The following is a 25,102-nucleotide window of genomic DNA, read 5'->3' on the forward strand; positions in this document are numbered from 1 at the left end:
TGTGAGGCTTACCTCAAGATTGCCCAGCGCACGAGCGAGGGGTGACGGACGCGCAGGCGCTTCCATGCTGCCGTCACACCTCGACGGAGACGGTCGTCTCCAAGGCACGCTAGGGTCACGACATGAAGCGATAGGGCATCTAGCCCTTCCACCTTCCTTCCAGCTTACGTACAGCATCGTGACCCGAAGGTGTTACCTGAGTCTTAAGCCGCTAAGGCGATCCCGGACAACGGTACAAGACCCTCATCGGCCACGCCCTGCCTCCAGGGTCGACCACGGCGAGGGGGGAGCCATGACAACAAAAAACAGCAACAGGGACTGCAACGATTTGGTCCGGCGTGCTGGTATGGCAGTCGTGACGGGAGCCCTTGTGCTTTCACTGATACCAACCGGCGCATTCGCAGCCGAGAGCGACACGTCGTCGTCTGCGTCAAGCAGTTCGCAAGGCACGACCTCCAGCAGCCCTGCACCCAACGGGGGGACGGCTCCCGGCGGTGCACCCCCCAGTGACGATGCAGGTTCCGGCGGCCCTGGCGGCGCCAACACCATGACCTTCGACTACAACGGCAGCTATTCGGGAGTGCTTACCGCAGACGGGGAGTCCGTCAGCTCTGAGGGCGAGTCCTCCTCGGCAACCGATGCCGGCCAGAACGTGGCGCTCGCACAGAACGGCGGCATACTCGCCATCACGAACGGGAGCCTGGACAAGTCGGGAGACGACACCAACGGGGACAGCTGCAACTTCTATGGGCTGAACTCCATCCTGCTGGGCGTTGGGACAGGCTCGCAGATAAACGTATCCTCGAGCAGACTCAACGCCAACTCCGAGGGTTCCAATGCCATCTTTGCGACCGATGGGGCGACCGTCTACGCGAACGATGACGCCATCACCACCAGCGCCGGAAACTCCCGCGGGCTGGACGCCACCTATGGGGGCACGATCGTCGCCAACAAGATGGACATCTCGACGCAGGGGGACCACAGCGCCTCCGTCGCGACCGACCGCGGCGGCGGTGACATCTCGCTTACAGACTCGAGCCTCCAGACGGCCGGGTCGGGCTCTCCCCTGCTCTACTCGACCGGAGACATCGAGGTCAATAACGTCACGGGAACCGCGACGGGCAGCCAGATCGCCGGCATGGAGGGGCTCAACACCATTCTGATCAACAACTCGACGCTCGAGTCTACGATCACCGATAAGACCGCCTCGGACCCCATTGCCGACGGCATCATCATCTATCAGTCCACCTCGGGCGACGCCGAGTCGACCACGGGCGAGGCGGCCTCGTTCCAGGCGGCGAACTCCACGCTCAGGAGCGCCATCAGCTCCGGTTCGATGTTCTACCTCACCAACACGACGGCGAGCATCGTCCTGTCCAACACTACGCTCGACTTCGATTCCAGCGCAGCAAACCTCCTGCAGGCCGAGGGCAACGATTCCAACGGCTGGGGAACGGCCGGTTCCAACGGCGCGACGGTCACCCTCACAGGCATCGGACAGACGCTGAGGGGCACCATCTCCGCTGATACCATCAGCTCCGTCACCGCATACCTGACCGAGGGCAGCATATGGACCGGTGCGGCGACGATCATAGAGAACGCGAGTGCGACAAGCACGAGCGACGCACCCATCAGCGTCGACGTCGACGGCACGTCCACATGGGTCGTCTCGGCCGACTCGACGCTCACCAACCTCACCGTGGCCGAGGGTGGCAAGGTGGTCGATGGCGATGGCAATGCCGTAACGATAGTCGATGCGTCAGGCAACGTCCTCGTCCGGGGTACGTCCGACGTCACCGTCACGGTCAGGGGCAGCTACTCCACGAGCTACGACGCGTCGGGCGCAGGCGCCCTCGCGACCGAGACGATCGACCGTTCCGACTTCGACGGCCAGTACGGGACCGACACCGACTTCTCCATGGGAGACGACAGCGCCCAGGCGGCTTCGCCCATCGGACCGGATGACGCCTCTAAGACGGACGGCGGCTCCTGGTGGGACGACATCGTAAGCTTCTTCAAGGAACTGCTTGGCATCGGCTAGGATCAGGCCATCACCACTCCGAGAGGCACGCGGCCAATCACACCCATATATCTATAACCGAGTCCTAAACTGGAAGTCAAAAGATGGGGGCGCATCCGGGGACAAAGTTCCGGCGGATGGCGAAAAGGTCCACACACATGGTACGCAAGCAGCATATCGAGAACGTGAGCGACTACGCCAACCAGATCGACAGGGCAATCCCCAAGGGCGTCCTTCTCACCAACAAAGCAGGCGACAAGGTCAACTCCATGACCATCGGTTGGGGCACGCTCGGCACCAACTGGAACAGGCCCGTCTTCGTGGCCTATGTCAGGACGCACCGCTCGACCGTCGCCCTTCTCGACAAAAGTCCCGAGTTCACGTCAACCCCCGTGGGTGACCTCGACCGCAGAGTCGTCGGCATCTGCGGCAGCAAGCGAGGCGACGAGGTCGCACTGGCCAGCCTCTCCCTCGTCGACTCCGACGTGGTCAGCGTCCCCGGCATCGCCGAGCTCCCCCTGACGCTCGAATGCAGGGTGGTCTACCGACAGCGGAAGGAGCTCTCGCTCTATCCGCCCGAGATTCTCGAGGAGTAAATGGACCTAGAGGTCGAGGCGCTCCTTGAGCTTGGTCTTGAGCTCCTCCTTGTCGAGGATGTTGCTGAGTACGATCTTCTGGTCGTCACCGACGCCCTCGATGAAGTCCCCGAGGTCACCACCGACCACAAAGAGGTCGGCCGCACCGGGATGGATGTCGGAGATCGTAGAGTGCACGACCTCGACGTCACTGACGCCCAGCTCCTTGAGGACCTCCTCGGTGTTCATGTGGACGATGAGGCTCGATCCGAGGCCGGATCCGCACGCACACATGATCTTGTTGATGTCTGGCATTGTTTGTTCCTCCTTGCCATGGATTGGGTGGTTGGACCGATACCTGAGGCCATCGGCCCCGTATGCAAACCTTGAGCAGCATGCCGTACCTCGGCTACTCCGCGACGGCATCCCTCTTGGGGATCGCGAGGTTGTAGACGATGGGTGCCAGGTAGACGAGGGCACAGAGGGCGAGCAGGAAGCCGCCTTGAGCAACGCTCACCACGTTTCCAAAGACGATGCCCATCCAAGAGAAGTCGGCGTCAGAGAAGGTCGTGCCGACATATCCGAGTGCGGAGAAGACCGGCATGCAGATGGCAGGCAGGAAGGTGATGAGCAGGCCGTGGGCAAAGGCACCGGCGACGCATCCCTTGATGCCGCCCTCCGCGTTGCCGAAGACGCCGGCCGTTGCCCCGCAGAAGAAGTGGGGTACGACGCCGGGTAGGATGAGGGCGACGGGCGCGATCGCGGCATCGATGCCGGCGAGGACGAAGAGGCCGACAAGGCCTCCGAGGAAGGAGACGATGAAGCCGATGATGACGGCGTTGGGGGCATAGGTGAAGGCGACGGGGCAGTCCAAGGCAGGCTTGGCGCCGGGGACGAGCTTGTCGGCTATCCCCTTGAACGCGGGGACGATCTCGCCGATGATCAGGCGCACGCCGGAGAGGATGATGTAGACCCCGCCTGCAAAGGACAGTCCGGAAGTGAGTGCCCAGACGATCCAGTTGGTCTTGGTCTCGGTGCCTATGTTGAGGAGGTTCCCCAGATACTGGAAGTCAGGGTAGTCGGTGGCGAGCTGGGTGGCGGTGGTTCCGGCCGGCACGGCCGCTAGGATGCCGCGGGCGACCGCGACGCCAGTGACGACCAGGAAGAACACGACCATCGTGATGCCAATGGACACGGTGGTGTCACGCAGGAAGACGAGCCGCTTGGAAAACCCCATCTCCTCGGTGCTTCTGCGCTTGGGGTCGTTGGCAAACAGCGAGCCCACGCGGCCGGCAAGCCAGTAGCCGACGCCTCCGAAGTGACCGAGCGCCACGCCCTCGGACTTGGTGACTTTCCTGAACGTCACCTGGCAGTAGGCCGGAGAGAGGGCCATGGCAAACCCAAGGAGGCAGCCGCCGGCGACCCACAGCATCCAGCCGGTGAGGTGACCCGCCCCGCCGAGGATGACCGCGAGCATGCACGCCATGTAGAGGGTGTGATGTCCGGTCAGGAAGATGTAGTTCCAACGCGAGAAGCGAGCGATGACGATGTTGAGCATCATGCCAAGGGCCATGATGATGGCGGAGTCGGTACCGAAGTTCTGGAGGGCGTCGGACACGACCGCCTCGTTGTTGGGCACGACCCCCTGCATGTTGAATGCGTAGTTGAAGACCTCGCCAAAGGCCAGCAGCGAGCCGGACTGGAGGAAGCTGGACCCAGCCGTCAGGACGAGGAAGCCGACGATCGTCTTGAGTGTCCCCTTGATGACGTCCTCGGGGGACTTCCTCTGCAGCACCAGGCCCACAAGGGCCAGCAGGCCGACGAGAATCGCCGGGGTTGACAGAATGTTGACGATGAACTCGAGAACTGGCATGTGCTCTCCCATCTTTGGGTCTTGTGCCTCGACGGCACGCAGGTCGTCGGAACGGTCTGCACCAGCGAATCGTGGGGTCAGATGTCCCTCGTGAACAGCTCGTATATCTCATCGGGCGTCTTGGCGTCGATGATGGCCCGGATGCTTGCTGGGTCGGAGAACATGGTCGCAAGCGTCCTCATCGCCTCGATGTGACCATCCGGGTCGGTCGCCGCAAGGGTGACGAGCAGATGCACGGGCTGGGCCCCCTCCTTGAAAACGATGCCGGCGCGCACCACGCTGACCGCAAGCTGACGCCTGATGACGCCCTGCTCGGGTCGGGCGTGAAGGAGCGCGAGCTCGGGTGCGATCACGAAATAGGGGCCATACTCCTCGGCGTTGGAGATGATCCCATCGATGTAGCCGGCCGTGACATACCCCTGGTCGACCAGGGGCTGGACGGCAACGTGCACGGCGTCCTTCCAGTCCTGGCAGGCATCGACGATCTGGACGTTCTCGCGCTTGAGCACCTCTGCCATGGCATTCATGGACATCCTCCCTTCATCCTTGGGAGTTCTGTGGGCGGGGAGCCACGACACGAACTCCCCTTACGCTATCACAGTATTACTGTTTATTACTGATTACAAGATTTATTACCATTTACCGCTTTATTGCTACCACTTAATCCAGATTCCGCTTACTGTCTTAGCGACCCAGAGGCCATCCTGCGTCAAAAACGGGAGGAAAAGGTATGATTGGCATCATCCCATCACCCAGCAGCACCCAATCAGGAGGCACGCAGGAGACATGTTCCAACGGCAGCGACGCGCGGAGATACTCGCCACCATCGAGCGCGAGGGACACGTCGTCGTCGACGAGCTTGCCAGCCACTATGACGTGAGCGTGGAGAGCATCCGCAAGGACCTGCAGGCCCTCGTAAAGGCAGGCAAGTGCCAACGTGTGTACGGGGGGGCGGTGCGGCTGGACGGCTCTGTGACCGCCAACGGCAGCGACGGCGATACGACAAGGCAAGATCCCCGCTCCCTTGAGGACGCCTTCCCCACCAAACACATCCCTGACCTCGCGGGCAGCGGGGCCGGACGGCTTGCCGTGGCCAAGCGCGCCTTCATGGAGATCAACGACGGCGACTCGATCTTCCTCGACGTCTCCCGCACCAACGTCCTGCTCGCACGGCTCCTCGCCGAGAGCGACAAGCACGCCATCCTCACCACCAACATGATCGACGTCATGCGCGCGGTGGCCAACCACCCCAACATCACGGCGCTCTCCACGGGCGGCTTCCTCAACCAGGACCTCACCGGCTTCGTGGGGTCGGCCACCGTCAGCCTGCTCGAGCCCATACTGTTCTCCAAGGCCTTCGTAGGCGCCAACGGAATCGACCTCGGCCGCAACGCCGTTCTGGCGGAGAGCTTCGATGACGGTGCCGTGAAGTCGCGTGTCGTGCAGAACGCATCGTTCAAGTTCCTTCTGGCTGACGAGGAGAAGTTCGGACGCCAGGGACTCTATCGCTTTGCCTCGCTCAATGACTTCACCGGCATCATCACGGACACCCAGAACCCAGACGTGCTTGTGAAGCTCCAGCGCAGGGGGATTCCAACTCTACAGGCGTACCGTACCGACGATTCGAAGTAGCGCGGTCATGTCTGGCCCTTCCTCTCCTGAGCGATGTCTGCCAGGATCCCCACGACGTCCCCCTCTCGTCATCGCCCTCGGCCTCGATCTCGATGAGGTTGTCCTGTTTCCGCCAGACGTCACGCTCCTCAGGAACACGACGGAGGCAGAACACCTGGCCGCATCGACGAAGCGTGCGGCGGCCCAGGTATGGAGGCCGCCGGGAACCGTCACCGACAGGGCCATGGGATAAAGGGAGGCCACATGAACCCACCCATACTCGCATGGGGGCAGCTAGCCCCTCTCGACCTTCTCGACCTCGTCCCTGATGTCCTCGAGCTTGACGTAGTGCATGCCGCAGATGCCGCGAATCTCTCGGGCAACAAGACCATCTGTGGCTATGACCTTGAACTTCTTCCCGCGGGCTCTCAGGAGTTCCAGCGCCCTCTTGAAGTCGCCGTCGCCGCTCACCAGAACGGCCATGTCATATGTGTCAATCGTGGTGAACATGTCGAGCACGATCTCGACGTCGAGGTTGGCCTTTCGTATCGAGCTGTCGGTCTCGGAGTCATAGATCACCTTGACCGGCTTGGTTACCAGCGCATATCCCATATGTGTCAGGGCCGTCAGATACCCCTGCTGCGAGTCTGAGGAGGCGTCCGTCCCCGTGTAGTAGTAGGCGTCATCTATGGTCCCAAAGCGCGCACAGTAGTCCAAGAGCTTCCTGGTGTCGACATACCACCCAAGATTCCTCTGCATGTAGGTGTAGTTTGCCCCATCGACAAAAACGGCCACGCGCATGTGGGCTCCTCCCGTGGTGTCTCAGAACATTAAACTGTCAAAAAGCGGCATGGCTTATACTCCGCCATGCCCAACCATAACCGACCATAACATACATATATGTCCTTTAGAGTCGACCCGTGTGACGGGCTTCGCGCGTCCGCACAACCCCTCCTCGCCGTTCACCATCATGTCACCACCCTTTCTACCAGGAACTTTCCACTCGCAAAAAATGCGTGCTGTTCACGCATTTCGCGTATGGGGCCCAGGGAAAGTGGGAATGGAATCGAGCAAAGTCCATGGGTGGCGCTTCTGGCCCAGAGGGTACCTGCCACCCGAGAGAGGTGCGACGGGGAGGCGCGTCTCATGAGGGTCGTCTTCATCACCCCGGCGTCGACGCTGAGAAGATCGCCCGTCTACCGGTGGGGGTCGTCCCTCTACGGCACACGCGATGCCATCACCGGCCCGCTCATCCTCGCCGGCATCGTCCGTCGGGCGGGCCATGAGGTGGAAGTCTACGAGGAGCTGCGTGGCACGGTCGACTACGAGCGGCTGTACGGGTGGGCGGACGTGGCCTGCCTCTACACGATGACATCCAATGCGCCCCGCGCCTATGACATCGCCGACCGCTTCCATGCACAGGGCCACGCCCGCGTCCTCATCGGAGGCCTGCACGCCTCGGCCCTGCCCGAGGAGGCGCTCGCACACGCCGACCAGGTGCTCGTCGGCGAGGGGGAGCATACGATTCTCGACGTCGTCGAGGGCCGCCGCACCGAGCTCGTCGTCGAATGCGCGCCCGTGCTCGACCTCGATGCGGTTCCCTGGCCGGACTACTCGGTGCTCAAGACCCCCTGCGACGCGGCCGACGTCATGACCTCGCGCGGCTGCCCCTTCCGCTGTGCCTTCTGCACCACCACGCGGATGTTCCACCCCTACCGCAAGCGCAGCGTGGATTCCGTGATAGCCGAGATCAGGCACTACAAGGCCATGGGCTTCGAGTACATGAACTTCGAGGACGACAACTTCACGGCCGACAAGGGGCGCGCCAAGGAGATCTGCCGACGCATCGTCGCGGAGCACCTGCAGTTCAGGGAGACGTTCTTCTTCGGGCGCACCGACATGGCCAAAGACCCGGAGCTGCTCGACCTGCTCGCGGCCGCGAACCTCAACTGGGTGCTCATCGGCATCGAGTCGCTCAACCAGGCCTCCCTCGACGAGGTCGACAAGCACCAGAGCGTCGAAGACATCAGGCGGGCCGGCGCCGCCTGCCGCGACCACGGCATCCAACTCATCGCGAGCATCGTGCTGGGCATCGACACCGACACGCACAAGGACATCATGCGCTCGGTGGAGTTCGCGAGGGAGATCGGCGCGAGCAAGCTGCAGCCTGCCATCCTCACCCCGTTCCCCGGCACGGCGACCTACGACCAGTACCAGCGGGAGGGTCGCATGCTCGTGCGCGACGAGCGCGACTGGGAATCGTTCGACATGATGAACGCCACGTTCCAGCCCAAGCACCTCTCGCCGTGGGGCCTCGAGATGGAGTTCTTCGTCTGTGCCGACGCCTTCTACACCCTTGGGCACGCCATCGACGAGTGGCGACGCCACGGGCGCGACCAGGGAATCTCCATGCTCGGGCTGGCCGTGGTCGCGCGCCTGGGAGGCGTGGCCGTGCGCATCGCGAGCAGGGTGGCGCGGGGAAGCTACTACCACTTCCTCAGGCATGCGCCCTGGATGTTCGCCAGCGAGGGCGGGCGGGAGCCCAAGGCCGGGCCCGCGCGACATGGCCTCGGACCACTTGATGCCGCCGCCCTCGCCCTGGGGGTGGTCACGGGTGCCATCACCCTCGCGAGGGAGGCGCTGTCATAGACGTCGCATGGCGGCATGGGAGCGAAACGGCCCCAAGTGCGTGCTGACATCGGGGCTCAAAGGGGCTTGCGCGGTCAATCGGAGCCACTTCGACTCCCTTACGGACAAAAATCCTGGCTGTTTGCTGGCAATGGACGCTGCCGACACACCACGAGCACGCGCCCCAGCGCGCACTTGGGACCGTTTCGCTCCTTCAAGAGTCCTAACCACCCGCATGATGAGTGATCCTTGATGCCGCACGTCCCGCGCGGCACAGGGTTGGGTATCCTGAACGAAGAGGGTCCACCGCACGAGGAGATGACTCCGACAAGCGAGACAGCCAGTCGATCACGATGCCCGGCTCGAGGGCCTTGATAGCGGGGTCGAAGGCCTCCGTCTGCGCCGCCGGCGGCGCAGACGGAGGCCTACTCCTCCAGCGTGCGCACGACGCGCGCCGGCACACCCAGCGCCAGGGAGTTGGAGGGGATGTCGTGGGTGACCACGGCACCCGCCCCCACCACCACGTTGTCGCCAATCGTAACGCCGGGCATCACCGAGACGTTCCCGCCAAGCCAGACGTCGCTGCCCACATGCACGGGCTTGGAATAGGCCTCGCGGTCGCGACGGCCCGCCGCCGAGAGCGGATGCCCCGTCGTGGAGATGAGGCAGCCAGGTCCCACCATGCAGTTGTCGCCAAAGGTCACGGGTGCCCCATCGAGGATCGTCACGTTGAAGTTGAAGGTGCAGCGGTCACCGCAGCTGATGTTGGTGCCCACGTCGCACTGGAAGCCGGGCTGCACGTCGAGTCCGACGCCGCAGGGGCCGAGGAGGTCGCGCGCGGCGACGTCCCTGGCCTCGGCGTCAAGGGGGTCACAGGCGTTGAGTCTCGCGCAGGCCGCGCTTGCGCGATCCTTCCGCGCGGCAATCTCGGGCGCGTCGTAGTGGTAGATGTCCCCCGCCTCAAGCCGCTCGAGCTCGGTACGGGCATCCCTGTCAGTGCCCATGCTCTTCCCCTTCTCGGATTGTCCTCTTGTGAGGGGACAGGTTCACACCGGACTGGTGTGATTCTACACGTCGAACGCACCGTTCTCCGTAGGTGCGTTCGACGTGCCACGCCCTAACTGAAGAGCGAGCCGCTGTACCGCATGACCACGCGACACAGGAGGATGCCCTCGACCAGCATGGCCACGACAACCGCAACGGCGACGACGCTAAGCCACTCCATGGGGAGCCAGAGGACGAGCGGCATGAACAGGCAGGTCATGCTCATAGGCAGCATGCGCCGACCGGCCTGTCTCGCAAACTCGGGGCGCTTGCTCGTGGGAACGTTGCCGTAGTTGTAGTCGTGTATCAGGCTGACGTCCCCCGTCCTGACGAGCTTGAGGGAGACCCAGAGGAGATACGCACCGACCGACACACACACCACGAGACCCACGATGCGACCAAGGTCGACGGACATGAGGCGCCTCCATCACGAAGTTCCAAAGACCTGAGATAAACGAGCTCCCTACCCTCCATACCCACGTTCCCCCAGTGTTAGACGCTCCGAACGTCGCCATCCCATTTGCGGTTTGCGAGGCGCCGTTCGACTGTACGAGCCTGTCCTCCTGGACGATGTCGGGAAGGTACGCCTGACACGCGACATCGAAGAAGATGTTGCCGCTGCCCACCACAAATGCGACGTCGCATGGCTGGCCGAATGTCGGGAGGCCCAAACAACCAGGCCATGGACCTGACGAGGCCGACGGCTGCGCACTCATGTAGCATGTCACCAGCTCGTCTCACCTTGGCCGCACGGCAGATGGGAGCCCCCCATGCGACTCATGCGCTACCACTTCTTTGGCTGGGAGCAGGCGGACGTGGCGCCCACCAACCTGCGCTATGCGTCCATCCGCACCCCACGGGAGCTTTACGACCTGCTCGACGGCGTCTGGTGCGCGGAGACCTGCGCGCCCAGGATGCGCGACCGGTGGTCGCCCAGAAATCGGACGCTCGGCCAGTGCTCCATCACAGCCTTTCTTGCCCAGGACATCTTTGGCGGGAGGGTGCATGGCGTGCCGCTCGCAGACGGCAACTTCCACTGCTACAATGTGGTGCGCGGCCGCACGTTCGACCTCACGAGCGAGCAGTTCGCAGACCAAGTGCTCGATTACGCGGACAACCCCGAGCAGTCGCGCAAGGCCCACTTCTCCCAGGACGAGAAGCGCCTACGCTACGAGCTCCTCAAGGTACGCCTGGACGCGGCACTTGGGCTCTGAGCGATTTGCAAGCCGCTACAGCAGGCGCATGAGCGTGACAAGAGCCCACAGGCAGGCGATGACGACATAGGGGCTGTAGTGCTCCCGCGTGATGGCAACGAACTCACGGATGAATGCCGCGGGCCAGTACCACCTGCTCGTCCTGCTGCCGACGCCATCCGCGGCGATGCCCAGCCTGCGCGCGTACTCGACGCAGCGGAACACGTGGAAGTCGCTCGTGACCACGGCGCAGCGGTACGGGCGGCCCGACGAGCGCCCGTCCATCAGCTCCTTGGAGAGGCGCAGGTTCTCCATCGTGTTCGTCGAGCGATTCTCATCGAGGATGGCCGTCTCGGGAACCCCATGGCGCACGAGGTAGCCGTGCATGGCCTGGGCCTCCGAGACCACCTCGTCCGGCCCCTGCCCGCCCGAGACGACGATGACCCCATGCCCTCCCTGATCGTGCCAGAGCTCGATGGCCTTGTCGATGCGCCCGGCCAGAAGCGGGCTGGGCCTGTCGCCCACGAGTCCCGCGCCATGGATGACGATGTAGTCATAGAGGCGCCTCTTGGGCAGGCGTCGGTACAGCCACGAGTAGAGAAACAGTGCGACCAGGGTGAACGAGAACCACAGGCCCTCGAACACGAAGAGCTCGCCGAGGGTCACGAGCCACCCTGGCTCGCCCAGACCGCTCAGGATGGGAAAGGAGACATAGAGCACCAGGATGAACGCGGCCAGCATGAACGGCAGGGCGTTCGTCACGGAGCGGCCCTCCCTCCTCACCACGGTGACGCCGTTGATCGTCAGGAGGACGACTGCGACCAGGGGAAAGAGGAAGATGAGCAGAAAGATGACGAGGAGGAGCCAGGTCTGGTCCCTGAGCAGCACGATGCCCGCACCGAGCAGGCAGATGACAGCCGCAAGCAGGTAGAGCGCATTTCGGAACTGCCGCGGCTCGCGGGCGTACGACCGGACGAAGAGCACGGAGAACACAAGCGCTGGAAGACAGGCGAACAGGATGGTGGACATGGGGGACCTCCTCTCAGGAGATGGTAGCGAAGGAGGCCACTCCGAGCCATGGGATAGGGTGACGGGGAGCTTACCCCTTTGTAAGGATGCACATGGAAAGTCCGTGCCAGCACGGTTGCACGGACAGACACCCGACAGCCGGGTACAATCGTGAGCGTTGCAAGCGAGAGAAGGAGGATCAGCATGACCGTTGCCGTCAGGTACTACTCCCGATCCGGGAAGACCAAGGCCGTTGCCGACACCATCGCGCGCGCTGCCGGCGTCGAGGCCATCTCCACCGATGCGCCCGACGCCGCACTCGCCGACCACGTCGATGTGCTCTTTGTGGGTGGCGCGCTCTACGCCTACGGGCTTGACAGGAACCTGTCCTCCTACCTCGGCACCCTCGACGCCAGCAAGGTGGGCAGGGCCGTGCTCTTCTCCACCTCGTGGCTGTCCAAGCACGCGCTCGACCTCATGCGCAAGGAGCTCGAGGCCAGGGGCATCACCGTGGAGGATACGACGCTCTACCTCAGGAGCGGCGCCGTCGACTCTGCCGAGGGCCAGGTCAGGGAGTTCGCCGCGCGATTCGTGGCCTAGCGGTTGGCGCAGCGGTGCCAGCCTACCCCGGCACCGCGATGGCCTGGGGCAGGATCGATGCGCATCGTCCCTAGCAGTTCCCCACGCACACGTGGGAGACGTACCGACGTGCCACATCAGCCAGCTCGTATACCTTCTCCACAGGTGTGGGTGGCACGTCCAGCAGGTGCCAGCAGGGAAAGAAGCGTGTCACGTGGTAGACGATGTCATCGCTGGTCCCATGCAGCCACTGCGCAATGGTCGCGATCTCTGCGGGCGTGTCGCTCCTTCCCGGTACGATGAGTGTGGTCACCTCGACGTGAACGCCCGCCGCGGCGAGTCGCGCTATCGTCTGACGCACGATGGCGGGGTCGAAGCCACACTCGTCGCAGAAGCGGGGCGTGATGCCCTTGAGGTCGATGTTGGCCGCGTCGATGAGGCCAACCAGCTGGTCTATCACCTCGGCATGCGCGTAGCCGTTCGACACGAGCACGTTGACGAGGCCGTGTTCATGGGCCAGCCGCGCACAGTCGCGCACGTACTCCCACCCCACCAGGGGCTCGTTGTAGGTGTAGGCGATGCCGATCACGCGCCCGTCGCGGTCCCGTTCCGCACACGCAAGCTCGACGAGCTGGCTGGGCGACACCTGCCGCCAGGGCACGTCATCCTCCCCCGCCTGTGCGATCTGATGGTTCTGGCAGAAGGGACACCTCAGGTTGCAGCCATAGCTCCCCACCGACAGCAGCAGGGAGCCGGGATGGAAGCGCGCCAGGGGCTTCTTCTCCACGGGATCGACGGCTAGCGAGGTGACGCGTCCGTAGTTGCCCGCCGTGATGGTCCCGTCGACGTTCCGTCGCGCACGGCAGAACCCCACGCCGCCCGTGGGGATGGAGCAGGAGCGCGGACAGGTGTGGCACACCGCGGTGGCGCGCAGGGCGCTCATGTGTGCCTCGCGACCTTGAAGCGCTCCAGCGACCAGTCATCATGATCCAGGTCGATGCCACCCTTGCGTGCGGCAATGCCCACCTGGTCCTCAACGGAGTCCACACCATCCAGGTCGGGCAGGAGCAGCCCCCGCCGCCCGTCGCACGTGGAGACGATCACGCCATAGCGCCTCACGTCGAGCTCATCCATGGACTCGATGGGCTCAGGCGTCGTGAGCACGTCCACGTCGTAGACAAGCTCGGACAGCTCCGAGGGCTGCACGGCCGAGAAGCGCGGGTCACGCGTGGCCGCACTGATCGCGTTGGCGCAGATCTCCTCTGCCAGGCTCGCCCGCGTGGGAAGGATCGTCCCAATGCAGCCGCGCAGCTCGCCGTCCTCCTTGAGCGAGACGAAGCATCCGGCTCGCGTCTTGTAGAGCTTGGCGGGCAGAGGGCCGCCCAGGGGCGCTACGTCGTTGGGGTCATGAGGGTCGATGCGCCTGCCATCCCGCACGTAGCTCTCGATGGAAAGGCGCGCGAGCCGCACCAGCAGGTCCTCGCGTGCCTTGTGGTCGGCCATCCTGTTCGCATGGAAGTCCTCGTACTGCTCGAGGAAGTCGCGCTCCTGGTCGGCGCCCACCGCGGACATGGGTGTGAACGCAGCCACCCCATAGCCCACGCCGAACGGCCCCTCGTAGCTCAACAGCTCCGCGGATACCGCCGTGCGATCAAGGGCACCGGCCATGATCTGAAAGCTCCTCAGCCCACATTCGGCAGCACGCTCCGCCAGGCTCGCGTCCATGGCAAGCAGTTCCAGGAAGTTGCCCGTGAGAAAGATGTCCTGCATCCTCTCGTCAAACTGGGGGCCCTCGGGTGCGAAGCCGTACGGGCCGTCGGGCGTGAGCTTGTGGCTCAGGTCACCCGAAGCGATGTAGACGACCCTCCTGTCCAGCGCGTCGGCCACCCTCTGGACGCATTGGCCCAAGCGATAGTGAACCGCTGGCGAGAGGCCCGAGATTCCCATGCGCACCACCTTGGGACGCGGCCGTCCCTCGGGCCATGCCCTCCAGACGAAGTGGAGCGGGATCATCGTCGCGTGATCGAGCGCGGGGTCCTGCTCCCCCTTCGTGCCGGCAGGGAGACCGGCATCCTCCGCCGCATCGCAGAGGCCGTCCACGAACTCCCGATCGTAGTCACACTGGTAGGCGGCCTCTGGCGCACCGAATCGTGCGAAGCTGCCCCGTGCATGGGCACCGGGAGAGATGTGGACGTAGTCTCGGTACATGATCGAGTGCGGCGACGAGATGACGAGCGTGTCGGGCGCACACGCGGCAACACGGCGCCCTACCTCCATATAGGCATCGATGGTGGCCTGGATGCCCCGCTCCTGTCCGCGACCCACGGCCGGGATGATCAAGGGCGGATGCGGAACTGCAAATGCAGCGACGATTGCCATGGCAACTCCCCTCTCACTATGATGAGCCTAGCACGCCGCATGGCGGGAGAGGGACGAACGACGCCAACGGTACCAATCAGGGGTGCGTCGTGCAGCCCTGTCCGTACGTGACGCTCTTCCAGCACCTCAGCGAGGGTCCGTCCGGCGCAGACCCCTGCCACCACATTGGCTGACATAAGCCGCCAGCGCATGCCAGCCGGCCCACAGGAGGCAGGACAGCAGCAGGTACGGCACGAGGTAGCCCGGATTGCCCCAGGTGTCCGACAACCACTCGAACGGCGTACCCACAAGCGGGTGCGTCACAAAGAAGAAGTTGGTGCCAAAGGCGGCGTTGAACGGACGGAACAGCGCACCACCCACGATGGCGGCAACGAGCGGAATCCAGAGGTGGCACCTACGGGGCACGAAGTCCCCACCCAGAACAGGCGCCCAGACCATGACCAAGAGCAGCGTATGCTCGACAAATCCTCCCAGCGAGGCATAGGTCCACAGGGGGCAGTAGCTCCATCCCGGAAACAGTAGGGCAGCCAACGCGCCCGTCGCGCTCCATGCAAAGAAGAGCTCGCCCACCACGTGCGCAGCGGGGCGATCGCAGGTGAGGACAAAGGCAAGCGCCAAGTACTCGCAGAAGTTGCAGATGTGAAGCGGCCAGAAGATGGGTGACAGCAGCCCCAGGACCGCAGCTGCCACATCGCGTGAGGCCAGCAGGGCAAGGGGAATCACGGCCAATGCCAGAAGCATGCGCCGACGCGGGCGGCCCCATGCCAGCCCCTTGGGGAGGCACGTGTAGCGGTGCACCAGCAGTCCGGCGCAGACCAGACAGATGCCAAGCGCCATACGATGCTCCGGACCGAAGAGCGCAAAGCCGTGACCCCGCTCGAGCAGGACGGGTTCGGGCACGAAGAAGGCATCGAGCAACCCAGATGCCATCTGTGGCCTCCCCTCCACCCCGTCGCGAGCGCCTGTCGGGGTCCTCATCAGCTTCTCGGCGCGTTACGGTCGCTGTCTCGATGGCGGACCACTTCAAAGTGTACGTTTCCATTGATGCCAGAATCCGTCAACTGGGCAGACGTCGCGCGAATCGGCGGAGACGTACACGTTGAGGTATGTCGGGTAGCGATGCCCTTACAGGGTCGTATGCCCTCGCTGCGACGCGCGCCTGGGCCAGCTGCCCCTGCATCGGCAGCTAGGGGTCTGGCGGACGTCACCATCCGCCAGGCCCCACATGAGCCCGTAGAGCTCGTTGCCCAAAAGCCAGCCCGCCTCCGTGGGCACCAGCGCCCCATCGGAGGCGGCGCGGACGAGGTGACGGTCGAGGGCGACGCGCCGCACGTCCTGCCATGTCGTGCCAAAGGCGTCCTCTGCCGCGCACGCCAGCGCGGGGGCCATACCCGAGGAGCGCCGCGCGCCCAACATGAGATCCTCGGCGAGTGCCTGCCGTTCCCCCAGGAACTCGAGGTCGAAGGAGAGCGCGTCCAGAGCGGGATGAGCCGCCAACTCGCGTCGCCCCGTCGTGACGGTGAGCCGCGCGCGCACCGCGCCGGCAGGCGCCTCGGGCAGCTGGGGGCACCGCGTGCGCAGCAGCCCGTAGCCCTCGCGCGTGAGCATGGAGGCCGCGCTCGTACCAAGCCCCAGGTAGGGCCTTCCCGTCCAGTACATGCGGTTGTGGGCGCACGTCCTGCCGGGACGCGCATAGCTGGCAACCTCGTAGCGCACGAGCCCTGCCGCAGCGAGCCTGCGCGCCGCCTGCTCCATGCGGGACGCCTGCACGTCCGGGTCGTTCCATGCGGGCTCGCCCGCGCCCACGCGCCGTGCCAGGGCCGTGCCCTCCTCGATGGCGAGCGGGTACACGCTCACATGGTCCACACCCAGCTCGAGTGCGCCCCCGAGGGAGTCTCGCCAGCTGGCATCCGTCTGGTGTGGTATGGCGCACATGAGGTCGCACGAGACGTCAAGGCCCGCTTCCACGGCCGCGCCCACCCGCTCGCACGCCTGGCGGGCCGTGTGGATGCGGCCCAGCGCATGCAGCTCCTGGTCATGCAGGCTCTGAACGCCTATGGAGACACGCGTGGCGCCAGACCGTACCAGCGCCGCCAGCACCTCGTCGGAGAGCGAATCGGGGTTGGCCTCCACGCTGAGCTCGACGACGTGAGGGCAGAGCTCCCGTATGCCTGCCACGAGCGAGGCAAGTGCGCGCGCCCCCAACAGCGTGGGCGTACCGCCCCCGATGTAGGCCGTCCCAATGCCGTCCAGCATCCCCAGCCCGCCAAGCTCCGCAAGCTGGGCCCGCAGTGCACGCGCATAGGCATCCATGAGCGGATCGCCCTCAGGCATCGCCCACGAGGCGAAGTCGCAGTAGGCGCACTTGTTGGCACAGAAGGGCACGTGCAGGTAGAGGGCCTCGGCACGGCGCCGATGATAGCGCTCAGCCCACCTCATGTGCCACCTCGCGCAGCTCCTGGCACAGCTCGACGAACTCCTCGATCGACGTGCAGCCCATGAAGCGCCCGCGCCACGAGGTGGCATGGGGCAGGCCCTTGAGATACCAGCCGGCGATGCTGCGTCCCCGTGCCATGTGGGCACCTGTGGCATCAAGGAGCCTGAGCTGGAGCTCCAGCGCGGAAAGACGCTCGGCAAGCGTGGGCACGTGGTGCTCGCGCCGCGCAAGGATGTCACGGGCCTCGCCAAAGAGCCACGGGTTGCCATAGGAGCCGCGGGCCACCATCACGGCCGTGGCCCCCGTCTCCCGCAGCATGCGCACGGCGCGCTCGGCGCTCAGGACGTCCCCCGAACCAATGACCGGCACCCTCACGGCCTGCACGACACGGCCCACCACATCCCAGTCCGCCTGGCCCCGATAGAGCTGCGAGGCCGTCCGCCCGTGCACGGTAAGGGCCGAGACGCCCGCCGCCTCCATGGCACGGGCAAACTCGGGCGCCACCTCCTCGCCCGCCCGGCGTCCCCGTCTGATCTTGCAGGTGACGGGTACCGTTGTCTCGGCCAGGCAGGCCCGCACGATGTCCGTGGCACGCTTGGGGTCGTCCAGCAGCGCCGAGCCCTCGCCCTTGCGCGTGACCTTGGGTACGGGACAGGCCATGTTGACGTCGATGAGCACGAGGCGCTCCTTCAGGCGCTGCTGCACGGCGGCGGCGGCCTCGCGGAACTGCTCCGGCCTGCTGCCAAAGAGCTGCACCGCAATGTCAGGCTCGCCCTCGATGGGATATACGAGATCCCATGTCTTCTCCCCACCGTAGTGGATGCCTGCCACAGAGACCATCTCGGTGTAGGCGAGGGCCGCTCCGCCAGCGCGCGCCATCAGGCGGTACGCCCCGTCGGAGACGCCCGCCATGGGTGCCATGAGGAAGGGGTTGTGGGCAAGGCGCGCGCCCAGGGTGTCCCCGAGCGTGGACGCAAAGGGTGCGACCCCCGTGCTCAGGTCAGCGGCGGGGCCATAGGCCCGCAGCAGCTCCAGGGGCGTCACGCGTCATCCACCTTCAGCACGGCCAGGAAGGCCTCCTGCGGCACCTCCACCGAGCCGATGGCCTTCATGCGCCTCTTGCCCTCCTTCTGCTTCTCGAGCAGCTTGCGCTTACGCGAGATGTCGCCGCCGTAGCACTTGGCCAGCACGTCCTTGCGCACGGCGCGCACCGTGGAGCGGCTGATGATCTTGTTGCCGATGGCACCCTGGATGGGCACCTCGAACTGCTGGCGCGGGATGATGTCCTTGAGCCTGTCGCAGAGGCGACGGGCCATCCCGTAGGCCTTGTCCCTGTGCACGATGAACGAGAGGGCATCCACCTCGTCACCCGCCAAGAGGATGTCCAGCCTCACGAGGTCGCTCCTGCGATAGGAGCCGATCTCGTAGTCGAGCGAGGCATAGCCCTTTGTGCGGCTCTTGAGCTGGTCGAAGAAGTCCAATATGAGCTCGGCCAACGGTATGTCGAAGTGCATCTCAATGGACTTCTCGGAGAGGTAGACCATGTTGCCGCACTCGCCGCGATGCTCCACCACCAGCTGCATGACGGCACCCATGAAGGTGGGGGGCACGATGACCTTGGCCTTGAGGTAGGGCTCCTCGATGCGGTCGATGCGCGTGACGTCAGGCAGGTCCTGCGGGCTCGTGACCTCCGCCATGGTGCCATCCGTCCTGTACACGTGATAGTTGACGGAGGGCGAGGTGGCGATGAGGTCGAGCGCGAACTCGCGCTCGAGGCGCTCCTTGACGACCTCCATGTGGAGCAGCCCCAGAAAGCCCACGCGGAAGCCGAAGCCCAGCGCCACCGAAGTCTCGGGCGTCCACACGAGCGAGGGGTCGTTGACCTTGAGCTTCTCAAGCGCGTCGCGGAGGTTCTCGCACTGCTTGTTGTCCATGGGGAAGAGTCCCGTGTAGACCATGGGCTTGGCCTCCTGGTAGCCGGGGCAGGCCTCGGCACAGGGATGGCCCTCGGAAGTGATGGTGTCGCCCGTCTTCACGAGGGCCGTGTCCTTGAGGCCCGTGACCACGAAGCCCACCTCGCCCACGCCCAGCTCGTCGAGGGGCGTCTCGAGCAGACGCCTGCAGCCCACGCCGTCGCAGAGGAAGCTGTCGCCCAGCGCCATCATGCGCAGGTGGTCACCCCTGCGAACGTGCCCGTCAAACACGCGCACCGTGGCGATGACGCCGCGGTACTCATCGAAGTAGGAGTCCAGGATGAGGGCCTTGAGCGGGGCGTCCGCAGCGCCCGTGGGCGACGAGACCAGATAGACGATGGCCTCCAGGAGTTCGTGGATGCCCTCGCCCGTCTTGCCCGAGACGAGCACCGCATCGTCGGCGGGAATGGCCAGCTCGTCCTCGATCTCCCGCTTGACCTCCTCGGGATGGGCGCTGGGCAGGTCGATCTTGTTGATGCAGGGCACGATGTCCAGGTTGGCGTTCATGGCCAAGGCGGCGTTGGAGACGGTCTGGGCCTCCACGCCCTGGGTGGCATCCACCACGAGCACGGCGCCCTCACAGGCAGCCAGGGAGCGCGAGACCTCGTAGGTGAAGTCCACATGACCCGGCGTGTCGATGAGGTTGAACTGGTAGCGTTGGCCATCGTCCGCGTCGTACTCCACGCGCACGGCGTTGGACTTGATGGTGATGCCACGTTCCTGCTCGATGTCCATGGAGTCGAGCATCTGGCTCGTGAGCTCACGCTCCTCCACCGTGTGCGTGAGCTCGAGGATGCGGTCCGAGATGGTGGACTTGCCATGGTCTATATGCGCAACGATCGAGAAGTTGCGGATATGTGAGGTGTCGTTGTTGTTCATGGCGTTGATGATAGCGTAAGTCCCCAGGCCCATGCTATACTTCCGGAGCTGACCTCGCCGTGTCGGGTACGGGCACCCCACGTCCGTCCCCATCAGATAGAGGCCTCACGAGTCAGAATGCGAAAGGAACCGCACGTGGCAAACATCAAGTCTCAGAAGAAGCGCATCATCACTGCCGAGAAGGCACGCGTCCGCAACAAGGCCGTCCGTTCCGAGCTCAAGACTGCCGTGAAGAAGGTGCGCGTGGCCGTCGAGAACAGCGACGCCGAGCATGCGCAGCAGTATGCCAACCAGGCTAACCGCCTGCTTGACAAGGCTGCCTCCAGGGGCATCATCCACAAGAACCAGGCCGCCGGGCGCAAGAGCGGCGTCCAGAGGCTTGTGAACTCACTCAGGTAGATCGCCCACAACACACCGCAGTCGCAGGGTCTCCCGGACATCCGGGGGGCTCTTTTTAGGCTCTTCGTCACTTCTGGTGGGTAGCACTCCTGCGCCCCTTGAGGGCGTGGCCTCCGAATGGTAGGATTTCCCCCGACTGGAGGCTCCGTCCTGGAGGCGCGATGTGGATGCTCGTGCAGGCAAGGTCTGCGAGCTGTGCCGCAAACTCGAGCACGTCTTCTGGAAGCTCGCTCACCAGTCCCAAAGACTTGGGATCGATGCCGTAGAACGTGCGCTTGATGTCGAAGAGCGGAATCTCGCGCGGTATCGTGCCGAAGCTAGTGCCAAGCGCGATGAGCTCGTGCCCTTTGCCGTCGGCGCAGATGGCGGCATTGTTGTTGATGCTCTTGATGACGCGCATGGAGCTTTTCGGTCCGACAACGATGGCTCCTGCATTGTAGCGAAGGCCCTTGCGGGCGGAGAAAGAGCATTCTGCTGATGGTAGGCACAGAACAGACGCCCTCCCTGAGAGATGTCTGCAGAGAGGGCGCTGACGTGGACGTATATACAGGCTGTCAGGAGAGCTCGGCGCGGACCTTGTGCGCAGCAGCCACGAGGTTCCTGAGGCTTGCCACCGTCTCCTTTGTGCCTCTCGTCTTGAGGCCGCAGTCGGGGTTCACCCAGAGCTTCTCTTTCGGGATGTGCTCGAGCATGCGGTGGAGAGCATCGACGATCTCTTCCTTGGAGGGCACACGCGGCGAGTGGATGTCGTAGACGCCGGGGCCGACTTCGGTCCTGAAGCCTGCTTCTGTGAGGCTCTTGAGGATCGAGAGGTTCGACCGCGATGCCTCGAACGTGATCACGTCGGCATCCATCTCGTCAATCTCATGGATGATGTCAGAGAACTCGCTGTAGCACATGTGGGTGTGGATCTGTGTCTCAGGCTTCACGCCGCTATGGACGAGGCGGAAGGCGGGAATGGCCCAGTCGAGGTATTCCCTGTGCCAATCGCTCCTACGTAGCGGCAGCTTCTCGCGCAGGGCTGCCTCGTCGATCTGGATGATGCGGATGCCTGCACGCTCGAGGTCGAGGACCTCGTCGCGAATAGCAAGGGCGATCTGGAGCGTACTCTCGCGGCGCGGGATGTCCTCGCGCGGGAAGGACCAGTTCAGGATCGTGACGGGTCCGGTCAGCATGCCCTTCACGGGCTTGTCCGTGAGGCTCTGCGCATAGGTGCTCCAGCCGACCGTAATGGGATGGCTGCGCCAGATGTCTCCCCAGATGATGGGAGGCTTCACGCAGCGCGTGCCGTAGGACTGGACCCAGCCGTTGTTTGTGAAGAGAAAGCCTTCGAGATTGTCGCCGAAGTACTCGACCATATCGTTGCGCTCGTACTCGCCGTGCACGAGGACATCGAGACTGAGCTCTTCCTGGAGCTTGATACAGTCGGCAATCTTGCCCTTGATGAACTCGTCGTACTGCTCCTCGGAGATCTCACCTTTTCTTTTGGCCCTGCGGCTTGCGCGCACATCGCTCGTCTGGGGGAAGGAACCGATCGTCGTGGTCGGAAGAAGCGGCAGCCCCAGCTCTCGGTGCTGGATTTTCTCGCGCTCAGCGAAGGCGGGTGTGCGATGGAAGCTCTCCTCGGTGAGGGTGGCAAGGCGTTCGTGCACGGCCTTGTTCGGTGCTGCGTGCCCTTCATGGAAGAGTGCATCGTTGGCAGCGAGGGCAGGGTCGGATGCCGGACTGTCGAGTAGCCCTTCTACGCTCGTGCCGCTGCCTGCCGCACGGTCCAGGATAACGTGGAACTCATTCAGCTCTGCAAGCTTTTCCTCGGCGAAAGCGAGATGCTTCAAGCGGTCAGGTTCGAGCTGGGTTTCGGCGGATGTGGTGTAGGGCACATGCAGAAGCGAGCAGCTTGTGGAAAGCACGACCTTGCTGTCAGGTGCAAGGCTCTTCAGATGCGAGAGGGCTTGGCGGTAGTTCGTGCGCCAAATGTTCTTGCCGTTCACGATGCCGGCGAAGAGGACGGTATCTTTTGGGAAGCCGGACGAGACGAGCTCGTCGGTCTTCGTGCCTTCGACGAAGTCGAGGCCGATGCCGTCGAAGCCGAGCTTCGTGACAGTCCCATAGATATCGCGGATGTCGCCGAAATAGGTCTGAAGCAGGATCTTGCAGCTGTGCTTTTGGTTCAAGAGGGTGCGGGCGATCCTCACGAAGAGCATCTCATCCTCTTTGCTGATGTCATGTACGAGCCAGGGCTCGTCGAGCTCGAGCCAGGCACCTTCTGGTACGAGCGCCAGAAGCTCCGCATAGACAGAAGCAATCTTTTTTGCCCATACGTTCTCGTCGGCACCCTTGGGCAGCTGGGCAAGTTTCAGGAACGTGAAGGGGCCCGCGACGGAGATCTTGAGCTGTTCTGCTGCAAGCCCCGCAGCACATGCTTCCCCGATCTGGCCACGCAGGGCATCCGGCACAAGGTGGAGCTCCATGCTTTCTTCGAGTTCGGGTACGAGATAGTGATAGTTCGTGTTGAACCACTTCTTCATTGCGAGGGCATGCACATCGCCGTGCGTGCCCTGGTAGCCATGAGCCATAGCGAAATAGGTATCGAGGGCATCGAGGCCGAGCTTCTGGTAGCGCTCCGGCACGGCGCCGAGCATCATGGCAGCATCGAGGACGTTGTCGTAGAGCGAGAAGTCGCCTACCGGTACAAGGTCGAGCCCGCACTCGAGCTGCACGGTGCGGTTCTCGGCTCTGAGCCTGGCTGCCTCTGCGGCAAGCTTGTCCTTGCCGAGCTGCCCCTTGAAGTAGGCTTCTTCCGCACGCTTGAGTTCGCGTTTTTGTCCGATGCGGGGATATCCGACTATGGTCGTCTTCATGAGCTGCCTTTCACTCGATGTCCTTTCTTCGCATCAGAGTATAAGCATGCAGGTATCGTCTGAATAATATCTATTATCTATTCGCTGCCTCAAGATATAGCGTGAGACTATGGACGGAAGCTGCATTGTCAGGACGACAAGAGGCACGTTCCGCTGTCTGCAACGCCTGTATCCTCGCCGTTGCCGAACGAGAACATGAAGTCGCCGATTGCATTGCCGAGGACAGAGCCAATCGGAACAAGAGCGCAGAGGCCCACAGGGACCATCACGAACATCGTGAGGAAGGGCACAAAGGCCGTGGAAAGCATGTCGGGGATGACACGCTTGAAGAACTTCTCGACCTGCCAGAGCACCGGCATGCAGAGAAGAATCGGAAGCACGGTAGAGGAGTAGATGTTGAGCATCGCGGGGATGCCATAGATCGACGTGAAGGTCTGGCCGGTCTCGGCTGCTGCCGTGACGATGTTCACGAAGTCAGGAGCGATCAGGACGCCGCCCATCATCATGCCGAGCATCTTCGGGCAGCCGAGCTGCTGTGCTGCCGAGTATCCCAGATATATTGGCATGAAGTAGTAGCCTGCATCGTAGATCCAGTTGTAGAAGAGGTTGTAGATATCAGAATCTGCTGCCCAGAGATTGAGCATGCCGGGACCAGCGATGACAGCAATTGTGCGGAACATGGCAGCGCCCATCATGACAGGGATAGCAGCGACCATGGTCTTGGAAAGATAGTCAAGGATTGCCTGGCCGACGCGCTTGGCGCTCCAAGGCTTCTTCGGCAGATTGGTGTCGAGGTTCTCGTCTATTGCGCCGCCGGCAGAGACGCCGAGCTTCACGATCGCATCGTAGACCTTCGGGACGTTCTGGCCGATGATGACCTGGTACTGACCGCCGGACCACTGGCAGCCGAGGGCGCCCTTGATTGCCTTGATCTTGTCGTCGTCGGGGGCCGATTCGTCCTTGAGGTTGATCCTCAGCCTTGTCATGCAGTGCGCGATGCTTGTGACGTTGTCCTTGCCGCCGATTGCGGCGAGGACCTCTTTCGCGATTCTCTCGTTGTCTGCCATCTTTGCCTCCCGTATCAGAGCGTTGCTTCCCCTGCTGCTCTGATCGTTCCGAGGAGGTGCCATCCTTGGAAGCCGTGGCTCCAAGAGGTCGATGCCTAATAAAACCGGCTCTTCGTCACTTCTGGTGGGCAGCACTCCTGCGCCCCTTGAGGGCGTGGCCTCCGAACGGTAGGGCTTCCCCCGACTGGAGGCTCCGTCCCGGAGGCGCGATGTGGATGCTCGGGCAGGCATGCCGGCAAGGCCCTTCGAGAGGTCGACGGGGCCCGGGGACGAGCGGGAGGTCTCCGACGTCTGGCTCGGGGAGCGCGAGGGGGCGCAGGACGAGCCCCACGTGGGGGTGGCCCACAGGAGGGGCCAGGTGTGTTTGATAGCCTCTCAGTTGCGGGTTTGAGCACCGAAGTCTTTCGGGTCCGGGCACGAAAATCTTTCGCATGTGTGCATGGGCACGCCGACCACCCGTTGATGTGGCCTACCTTTGTCGATGCGTCCGTTTTCGACACGAGGAGGCCAAGAGAGGATGATCGGCGTGGACAAGATCGAGGACATCAGGAGGATGTGGAGGAGAGGCGTCTCGGC

Annotated in this window: 23 protein-coding genes; 7 read left to right on the top strand and 16 right to left on the bottom strand. The window is 63.7% G+C overall.

What is annotated here, in order from left to right:
* Positions 1-547: 547 nt before the first annotated feature.
* Positions 548-2,041 (top strand): hypothetical protein, encoded by a 1,494-nt coding sequence (locus tag HMPREF1316_RS14535; protein WP_051333004.1) that lies wholly within the window; start codon positions 548-550, stop codon positions 2,039-2,041.
* A 137-nt stretch (positions 2,042-2,178) separates the two neighbouring features.
* Entirely contained in the window at positions 2,179-2,616 is a 438-nt protein-coding gene (locus HMPREF1316_RS10600; protein ID WP_021727001.1) for a flavin reductase, read from the top strand.
* Positions 2,617-2,622: 6 nt separating this feature from the next.
* On the opposite strand, the gene HMPREF1316_RS10605 is transcribed toward HMPREF1316_RS10600, so the two are convergent.
* The 3 genes from HMPREF1316_RS10605 to HMPREF1316_RS10615 all read right to left on the bottom strand — a co-directional run bounded on the left by HMPREF1316_RS10605 (position 2,623) and on the right by HMPREF1316_RS10615 (position 4,995).
* Positions 2,623-2,910, bottom strand: coding sequence for a PTS sugar transporter subunit IIB (locus HMPREF1316_RS10605; RefSeq protein ID WP_021727009.1), 288 nt, complete (start codon positions 2,908-2,910; stop codon positions 2,623-2,625).
* Positions 2,911-3,004: 94 nt separating this feature from the next.
* Positions 3,005-4,468, bottom strand: a complete 1,464-nt coding sequence (locus HMPREF1316_RS10610; RefSeq protein ID WP_040652285.1) for a PTS ascorbate transporter subunit IIC — start codon at positions 4,466-4,468, stop codon at positions 3,005-3,007.
* A 77-nt stretch (positions 4,469-4,545) separates the two neighbouring features.
* Positions 4,546-4,995, bottom strand: a complete 450-nt coding sequence (locus HMPREF1316_RS10615; protein WP_021727025.1) for a PTS sugar transporter subunit IIA — start codon at positions 4,993-4,995, stop codon at positions 4,546-4,548.
* A 259-nt stretch (positions 4,996-5,254) separates the two neighbouring features.
* Between HMPREF1316_RS10615 and HMPREF1316_RS10620 the strand changes: the two genes are divergently transcribed.
* On the top strand, positions 5,255-6,100 hold the full coding sequence (locus HMPREF1316_RS10620) for a DeoR/GlpR family DNA-binding transcription regulator (protein ID WP_021726944.1): 846 nt from the start codon (positions 5,255-5,257) through the stop codon (positions 6,098-6,100).
* 273 nt (positions 6,101-6,373) lie between these two features.
* Here HMPREF1316_RS10620 and HMPREF1316_RS10625 read toward each other — a convergent pair whose 3' ends face one another.
* The gene (locus HMPREF1316_RS10625) at positions 6,374-6,880 is read right to left on the bottom strand and encodes a LabA-like NYN domain-containing protein (protein ID WP_021727016.1); all 507 of its coding nucleotides are present in this window, start codon (positions 6,878-6,880) and stop codon (positions 6,374-6,376) included.
* 345 nt (positions 6,881-7,225) lie between these two features.
* On the opposite strand from HMPREF1316_RS10625, the gene HMPREF1316_RS10630 reads away from it, so the two are divergent.
* A complete protein-coding gene (locus tag HMPREF1316_RS10630; protein WP_021727033.1) occupies positions 7,226-8,728 on the top strand; it encodes a B12-binding domain-containing radical SAM protein in 1,503 nt (500 codons plus the stop codon).
* 404 nt (positions 8,729-9,132) lie between these two features.
* On the opposite strand, the gene HMPREF1316_RS10635 is transcribed toward HMPREF1316_RS10630, so the two are convergent.
* On the bottom strand, positions 9,133-9,711 hold the full coding sequence (locus HMPREF1316_RS10635; protein WP_021727018.1) for a sugar O-acetyltransferase: 579 nt from the start codon (positions 9,709-9,711) through the stop codon (positions 9,133-9,135).
* Positions 9,712-9,824: 113 nt separating this feature from the next.
* Positions 9,825-10,166 (bottom strand): hypothetical protein, encoded by a 342-nt coding sequence (locus tag HMPREF1316_RS10640; RefSeq protein WP_021727005.1) that lies wholly within the window; start codon positions 10,164-10,166, stop codon positions 9,825-9,827.
* A 355-nt stretch (positions 10,167-10,521) separates the two neighbouring features.
* On the opposite strand from HMPREF1316_RS10640, the gene HMPREF1316_RS10645 reads away from it, so the two are divergent.
* On the top strand, positions 10,522-10,965 hold the full coding sequence (locus HMPREF1316_RS10645) for a YunG family protein (RefSeq protein WP_021726980.1): 444 nt from the start codon (positions 10,522-10,524) through the stop codon (positions 10,963-10,965).
* A 15-nt stretch (positions 10,966-10,980) separates the two neighbouring features.
* On the opposite strand, the gene HMPREF1316_RS10650 is transcribed toward HMPREF1316_RS10645, so the two are convergent.
* Positions 10,981-11,973: a YdcF family protein gene (locus HMPREF1316_RS10650; protein WP_021727040.1), complete on the bottom strand. Its 993-nt coding sequence runs from the start codon at positions 11,971-11,973 to the stop codon at positions 10,981-10,983.
* 183 nt (positions 11,974-12,156) lie between these two features.
* Here HMPREF1316_RS10650 and HMPREF1316_RS10655 point away from each other — a divergent pair, with 183 nt between their 5' ends.
* Positions 12,157-12,552: a flavodoxin family protein gene (locus HMPREF1316_RS10655; protein WP_021727032.1), complete on the top strand. Its 396-nt coding sequence runs from the start codon at positions 12,157-12,159 to the stop codon at positions 12,550-12,552.
* A 70-nt stretch (positions 12,553-12,622) separates the two neighbouring features.
* On the opposite strand, the gene amrS is transcribed toward HMPREF1316_RS10655, so the two are convergent.
* The 6 genes from amrS to lepA form a co-directional block, all read right to left on the bottom strand.
* Entirely contained in the window at positions 12,623-13,474 is an 852-nt protein-coding gene (gene amrS, locus HMPREF1316_RS10660) for an AmmeMemoRadiSam system radical SAM enzyme (RefSeq protein WP_021726943.1), read from the bottom strand.
* Positions 13,471-14,910: an AmmeMemoRadiSam system protein A gene (gene amrA / locus HMPREF1316_RS10665; RefSeq protein ID WP_021726933.1), complete on the bottom strand. Its 1,440-nt coding sequence runs from the start codon at positions 14,908-14,910 to the stop codon at positions 13,471-13,473. Before amrA ends, amrS begins: the two co-directional genes overlap by 4 nt.
* Before the next feature lie 126 nt (positions 14,911-15,036).
* Complete coding sequence (locus tag HMPREF1316_RS10670) at positions 15,037-15,840, bottom strand: YwaF family protein (RefSeq protein ID WP_021726991.1); 804 nt, start codon at positions 15,838-15,840, stop codon at positions 15,037-15,039.
* 195 nt (positions 15,841-16,035) lie between these two features.
* Complete coding sequence (locus tag HMPREF1316_RS10675) at positions 16,036-17,349, bottom strand: coproporphyrinogen-III oxidase family protein (protein WP_021726983.1); 1,314 nt, start codon at positions 17,347-17,349, stop codon at positions 16,036-16,038.
* Positions 17,336-18,391: a tRNA dihydrouridine synthase DusB gene (gene dusB / locus HMPREF1316_RS10680; protein ID WP_021726970.1), complete on the bottom strand. Its 1,056-nt coding sequence runs from the start codon at positions 18,389-18,391 to the stop codon at positions 17,336-17,338. Before dusB ends, HMPREF1316_RS10675 begins: the two co-directional genes overlap by 14 nt.
* The gene (gene lepA, locus HMPREF1316_RS10685; protein WP_040652287.1) at positions 18,388-20,199 is read right to left on the bottom strand and encodes a translation elongation factor 4; all 1,812 of its coding nucleotides are present in this window, start codon (positions 20,197-20,199) and stop codon (positions 18,388-18,390) included. The genes dusB and lepA overlap by 4 nt, the downstream gene beginning before the upstream one ends.
* A 135-nt stretch (positions 20,200-20,334) precedes the next feature.
* Between lepA and rpsT the strand changes: the two genes are divergently transcribed.
* Positions 20,335-20,598 carry a 30S ribosomal protein S20 gene (rpsT, locus tag HMPREF1316_RS10690; RefSeq protein ID WP_021727013.1) on the top strand — a complete coding sequence of 88 codons (264 nt, stop codon included), beginning with the start codon at positions 20,335-20,337 and terminating at the stop codon, positions 20,596-20,598.
* Positions 20,599-20,665: 67 nt separating this feature from the next.
* Here rpsT and HMPREF1316_RS10695 read toward each other — a convergent pair whose 3' ends face one another.
* The 3 genes from HMPREF1316_RS10695 to HMPREF1316_RS10705 all read right to left on the bottom strand — a co-directional run bounded on the left by HMPREF1316_RS10695 (position 20,666) and on the right by HMPREF1316_RS10705 (position 24,661).
* Entirely contained in the window at positions 20,666-20,998 is a 333-nt protein-coding gene (locus HMPREF1316_RS10695) for a CAT RNA binding domain-containing protein (RefSeq protein WP_021726947.1), read from the bottom strand.
* A gap of 154 nt (positions 20,999-21,152) precedes the next feature.
* Positions 21,153-23,459 (bottom strand): 5-methyltetrahydropteroyltriglutamate--homocysteine S-methyltransferase, encoded by a 2,307-nt coding sequence (metE, locus tag HMPREF1316_RS10700; RefSeq protein ID WP_021727035.1) that lies wholly within the window; start codon positions 23,457-23,459, stop codon positions 21,153-21,155.
* Positions 23,460-23,587: 128 nt separating this feature from the next.
* A complete protein-coding gene (locus tag HMPREF1316_RS10705) occupies positions 23,588-24,661 on the bottom strand; it encodes a PTS transporter subunit EIIB (protein WP_021727039.1) in 1,074 nt (357 codons plus the stop codon).
* Between the last annotated feature and the right edge of the window lie 441 nt (positions 24,662-25,102).

It is taken from the genome of Olsenella profusa F0195 (assembly GCF_000468755.1).
GTDB classification, from domain to species: Bacteria; Actinomycetota; Coriobacteriia; order Coriobacteriales; family Atopobiaceae; genus Olsenella_F; species Olsenella_F profusa.

Excerpts from the sequence above, each read along its gene's own strand:
- HMPREF1316_RS10670 (WP_021726991.1), bottom strand. The coding sequence starts at position 15,840 with ATGGCATCTGGGTTGCTCGATGCCTTCTTCGTGCCCGAACCCGTCCTG.
- HMPREF1316_RS10615 (WP_021727025.1), bottom strand. The coding sequence starts at position 4,995 with ATGAATGCCATGGCAGAGGTGCTCAAGCGCGAGAACGTCCAGATCGTC.
- HMPREF1316_RS14535 (WP_051333004.1), top strand. The coding sequence starts at position 548 with ATGACCTTCGACTACAACGGCAGCTATTCGGGAGTGCTTACCGCAGAC.
- HMPREF1316_RS10650 (WP_021727040.1), bottom strand. The coding sequence starts at position 11,973 with ATGTCCACCATCCTGTTCGCCTGTCTTCCAGCGCTTGTGTTCTCCGTG.
- amrA (WP_021726933.1), bottom strand. The coding sequence starts at position 14,910 with ATGGCAATCGTCGCTGCATTTGCAGTTCCGCATCCGCCCTTGATCATC.
- HMPREF1316_RS10620 (WP_021726944.1), top strand. The coding sequence starts at position 5,255 with ATGTTCCAACGGCAGCGACGCGCGGAGATACTCGCCACCATCGAGCGC.
- HMPREF1316_RS10695 (WP_021726947.1), bottom strand. The coding sequence starts at position 20,998 with ATGCGCGTCATCAAGAGCATCAACAACAATGCCGCCATCTGCGCCGAC.
- metE (WP_021727035.1), bottom strand. The coding sequence starts at position 23,459 with ATGAAGACGACCATAGTCGGATATCCCCGCATCGGACAAAAACGCGAA.
- HMPREF1316_RS10605 (WP_021727009.1), bottom strand. The coding sequence starts at position 2,910 with ATGCCAGACATCAACAAGATCATGTGTGCGTGCGGATCCGGCCTCGGA.
- HMPREF1316_RS10640 (WP_021727005.1), bottom strand. The coding sequence starts at position 10,166 with ATGTCCGTCGACCTTGGTCGCATCGTGGGTCTCGTGGTGTGTGTGTCG.
- HMPREF1316_RS10600 (WP_021727001.1), top strand. The coding sequence starts at position 2,179 with ATGGTACGCAAGCAGCATATCGAGAACGTGAGCGACTACGCCAACCAG.
- HMPREF1316_RS10645 (WP_021726980.1), top strand. The coding sequence starts at position 10,522 with ATGCGACTCATGCGCTACCACTTCTTTGGCTGGGAGCAGGCGGACGTG.
- HMPREF1316_RS10635 (WP_021727018.1), bottom strand. The coding sequence starts at position 9,711 with ATGGGCACTGACAGGGATGCCCGTACCGAGCTCGAGCGGCTTGAGGCG.
- HMPREF1316_RS10610 (WP_040652285.1), bottom strand. The coding sequence starts at position 4,468 with ATGCCAGTTCTCGAGTTCATCGTCAACATTCTGTCAACCCCGGCGATT.
- lepA (WP_040652287.1), bottom strand. The coding sequence starts at position 20,199 with ATGAACAACAACGACACCTCACATATCCGCAACTTCTCGATCGTTGCG.
- amrS (WP_021726943.1), bottom strand. The coding sequence starts at position 13,474 with ATGAGCGCCCTGCGCGCCACCGCGGTGTGCCACACCTGTCCGCGCTCC.
- HMPREF1316_RS10625 (WP_021727016.1), bottom strand. The coding sequence starts at position 6,880 with ATGCGCGTGGCCGTTTTTGTCGATGGGGCAAACTACACCTACATGCAG.
- HMPREF1316_RS10655 (WP_021727032.1), top strand. The coding sequence starts at position 12,157 with ATGACCGTTGCCGTCAGGTACTACTCCCGATCCGGGAAGACCAAGGCC.
- HMPREF1316_RS10630 (WP_021727033.1), top strand. The coding sequence starts at position 7,226 with ATGAGGGTCGTCTTCATCACCCCGGCGTCGACGCTGAGAAGATCGCCC.
- HMPREF1316_RS10675 (WP_021726983.1), bottom strand. The coding sequence starts at position 17,349 with ATGAGGTGGGCTGAGCGCTATCATCGGCGCCGTGCCGAGGCCCTCTAC.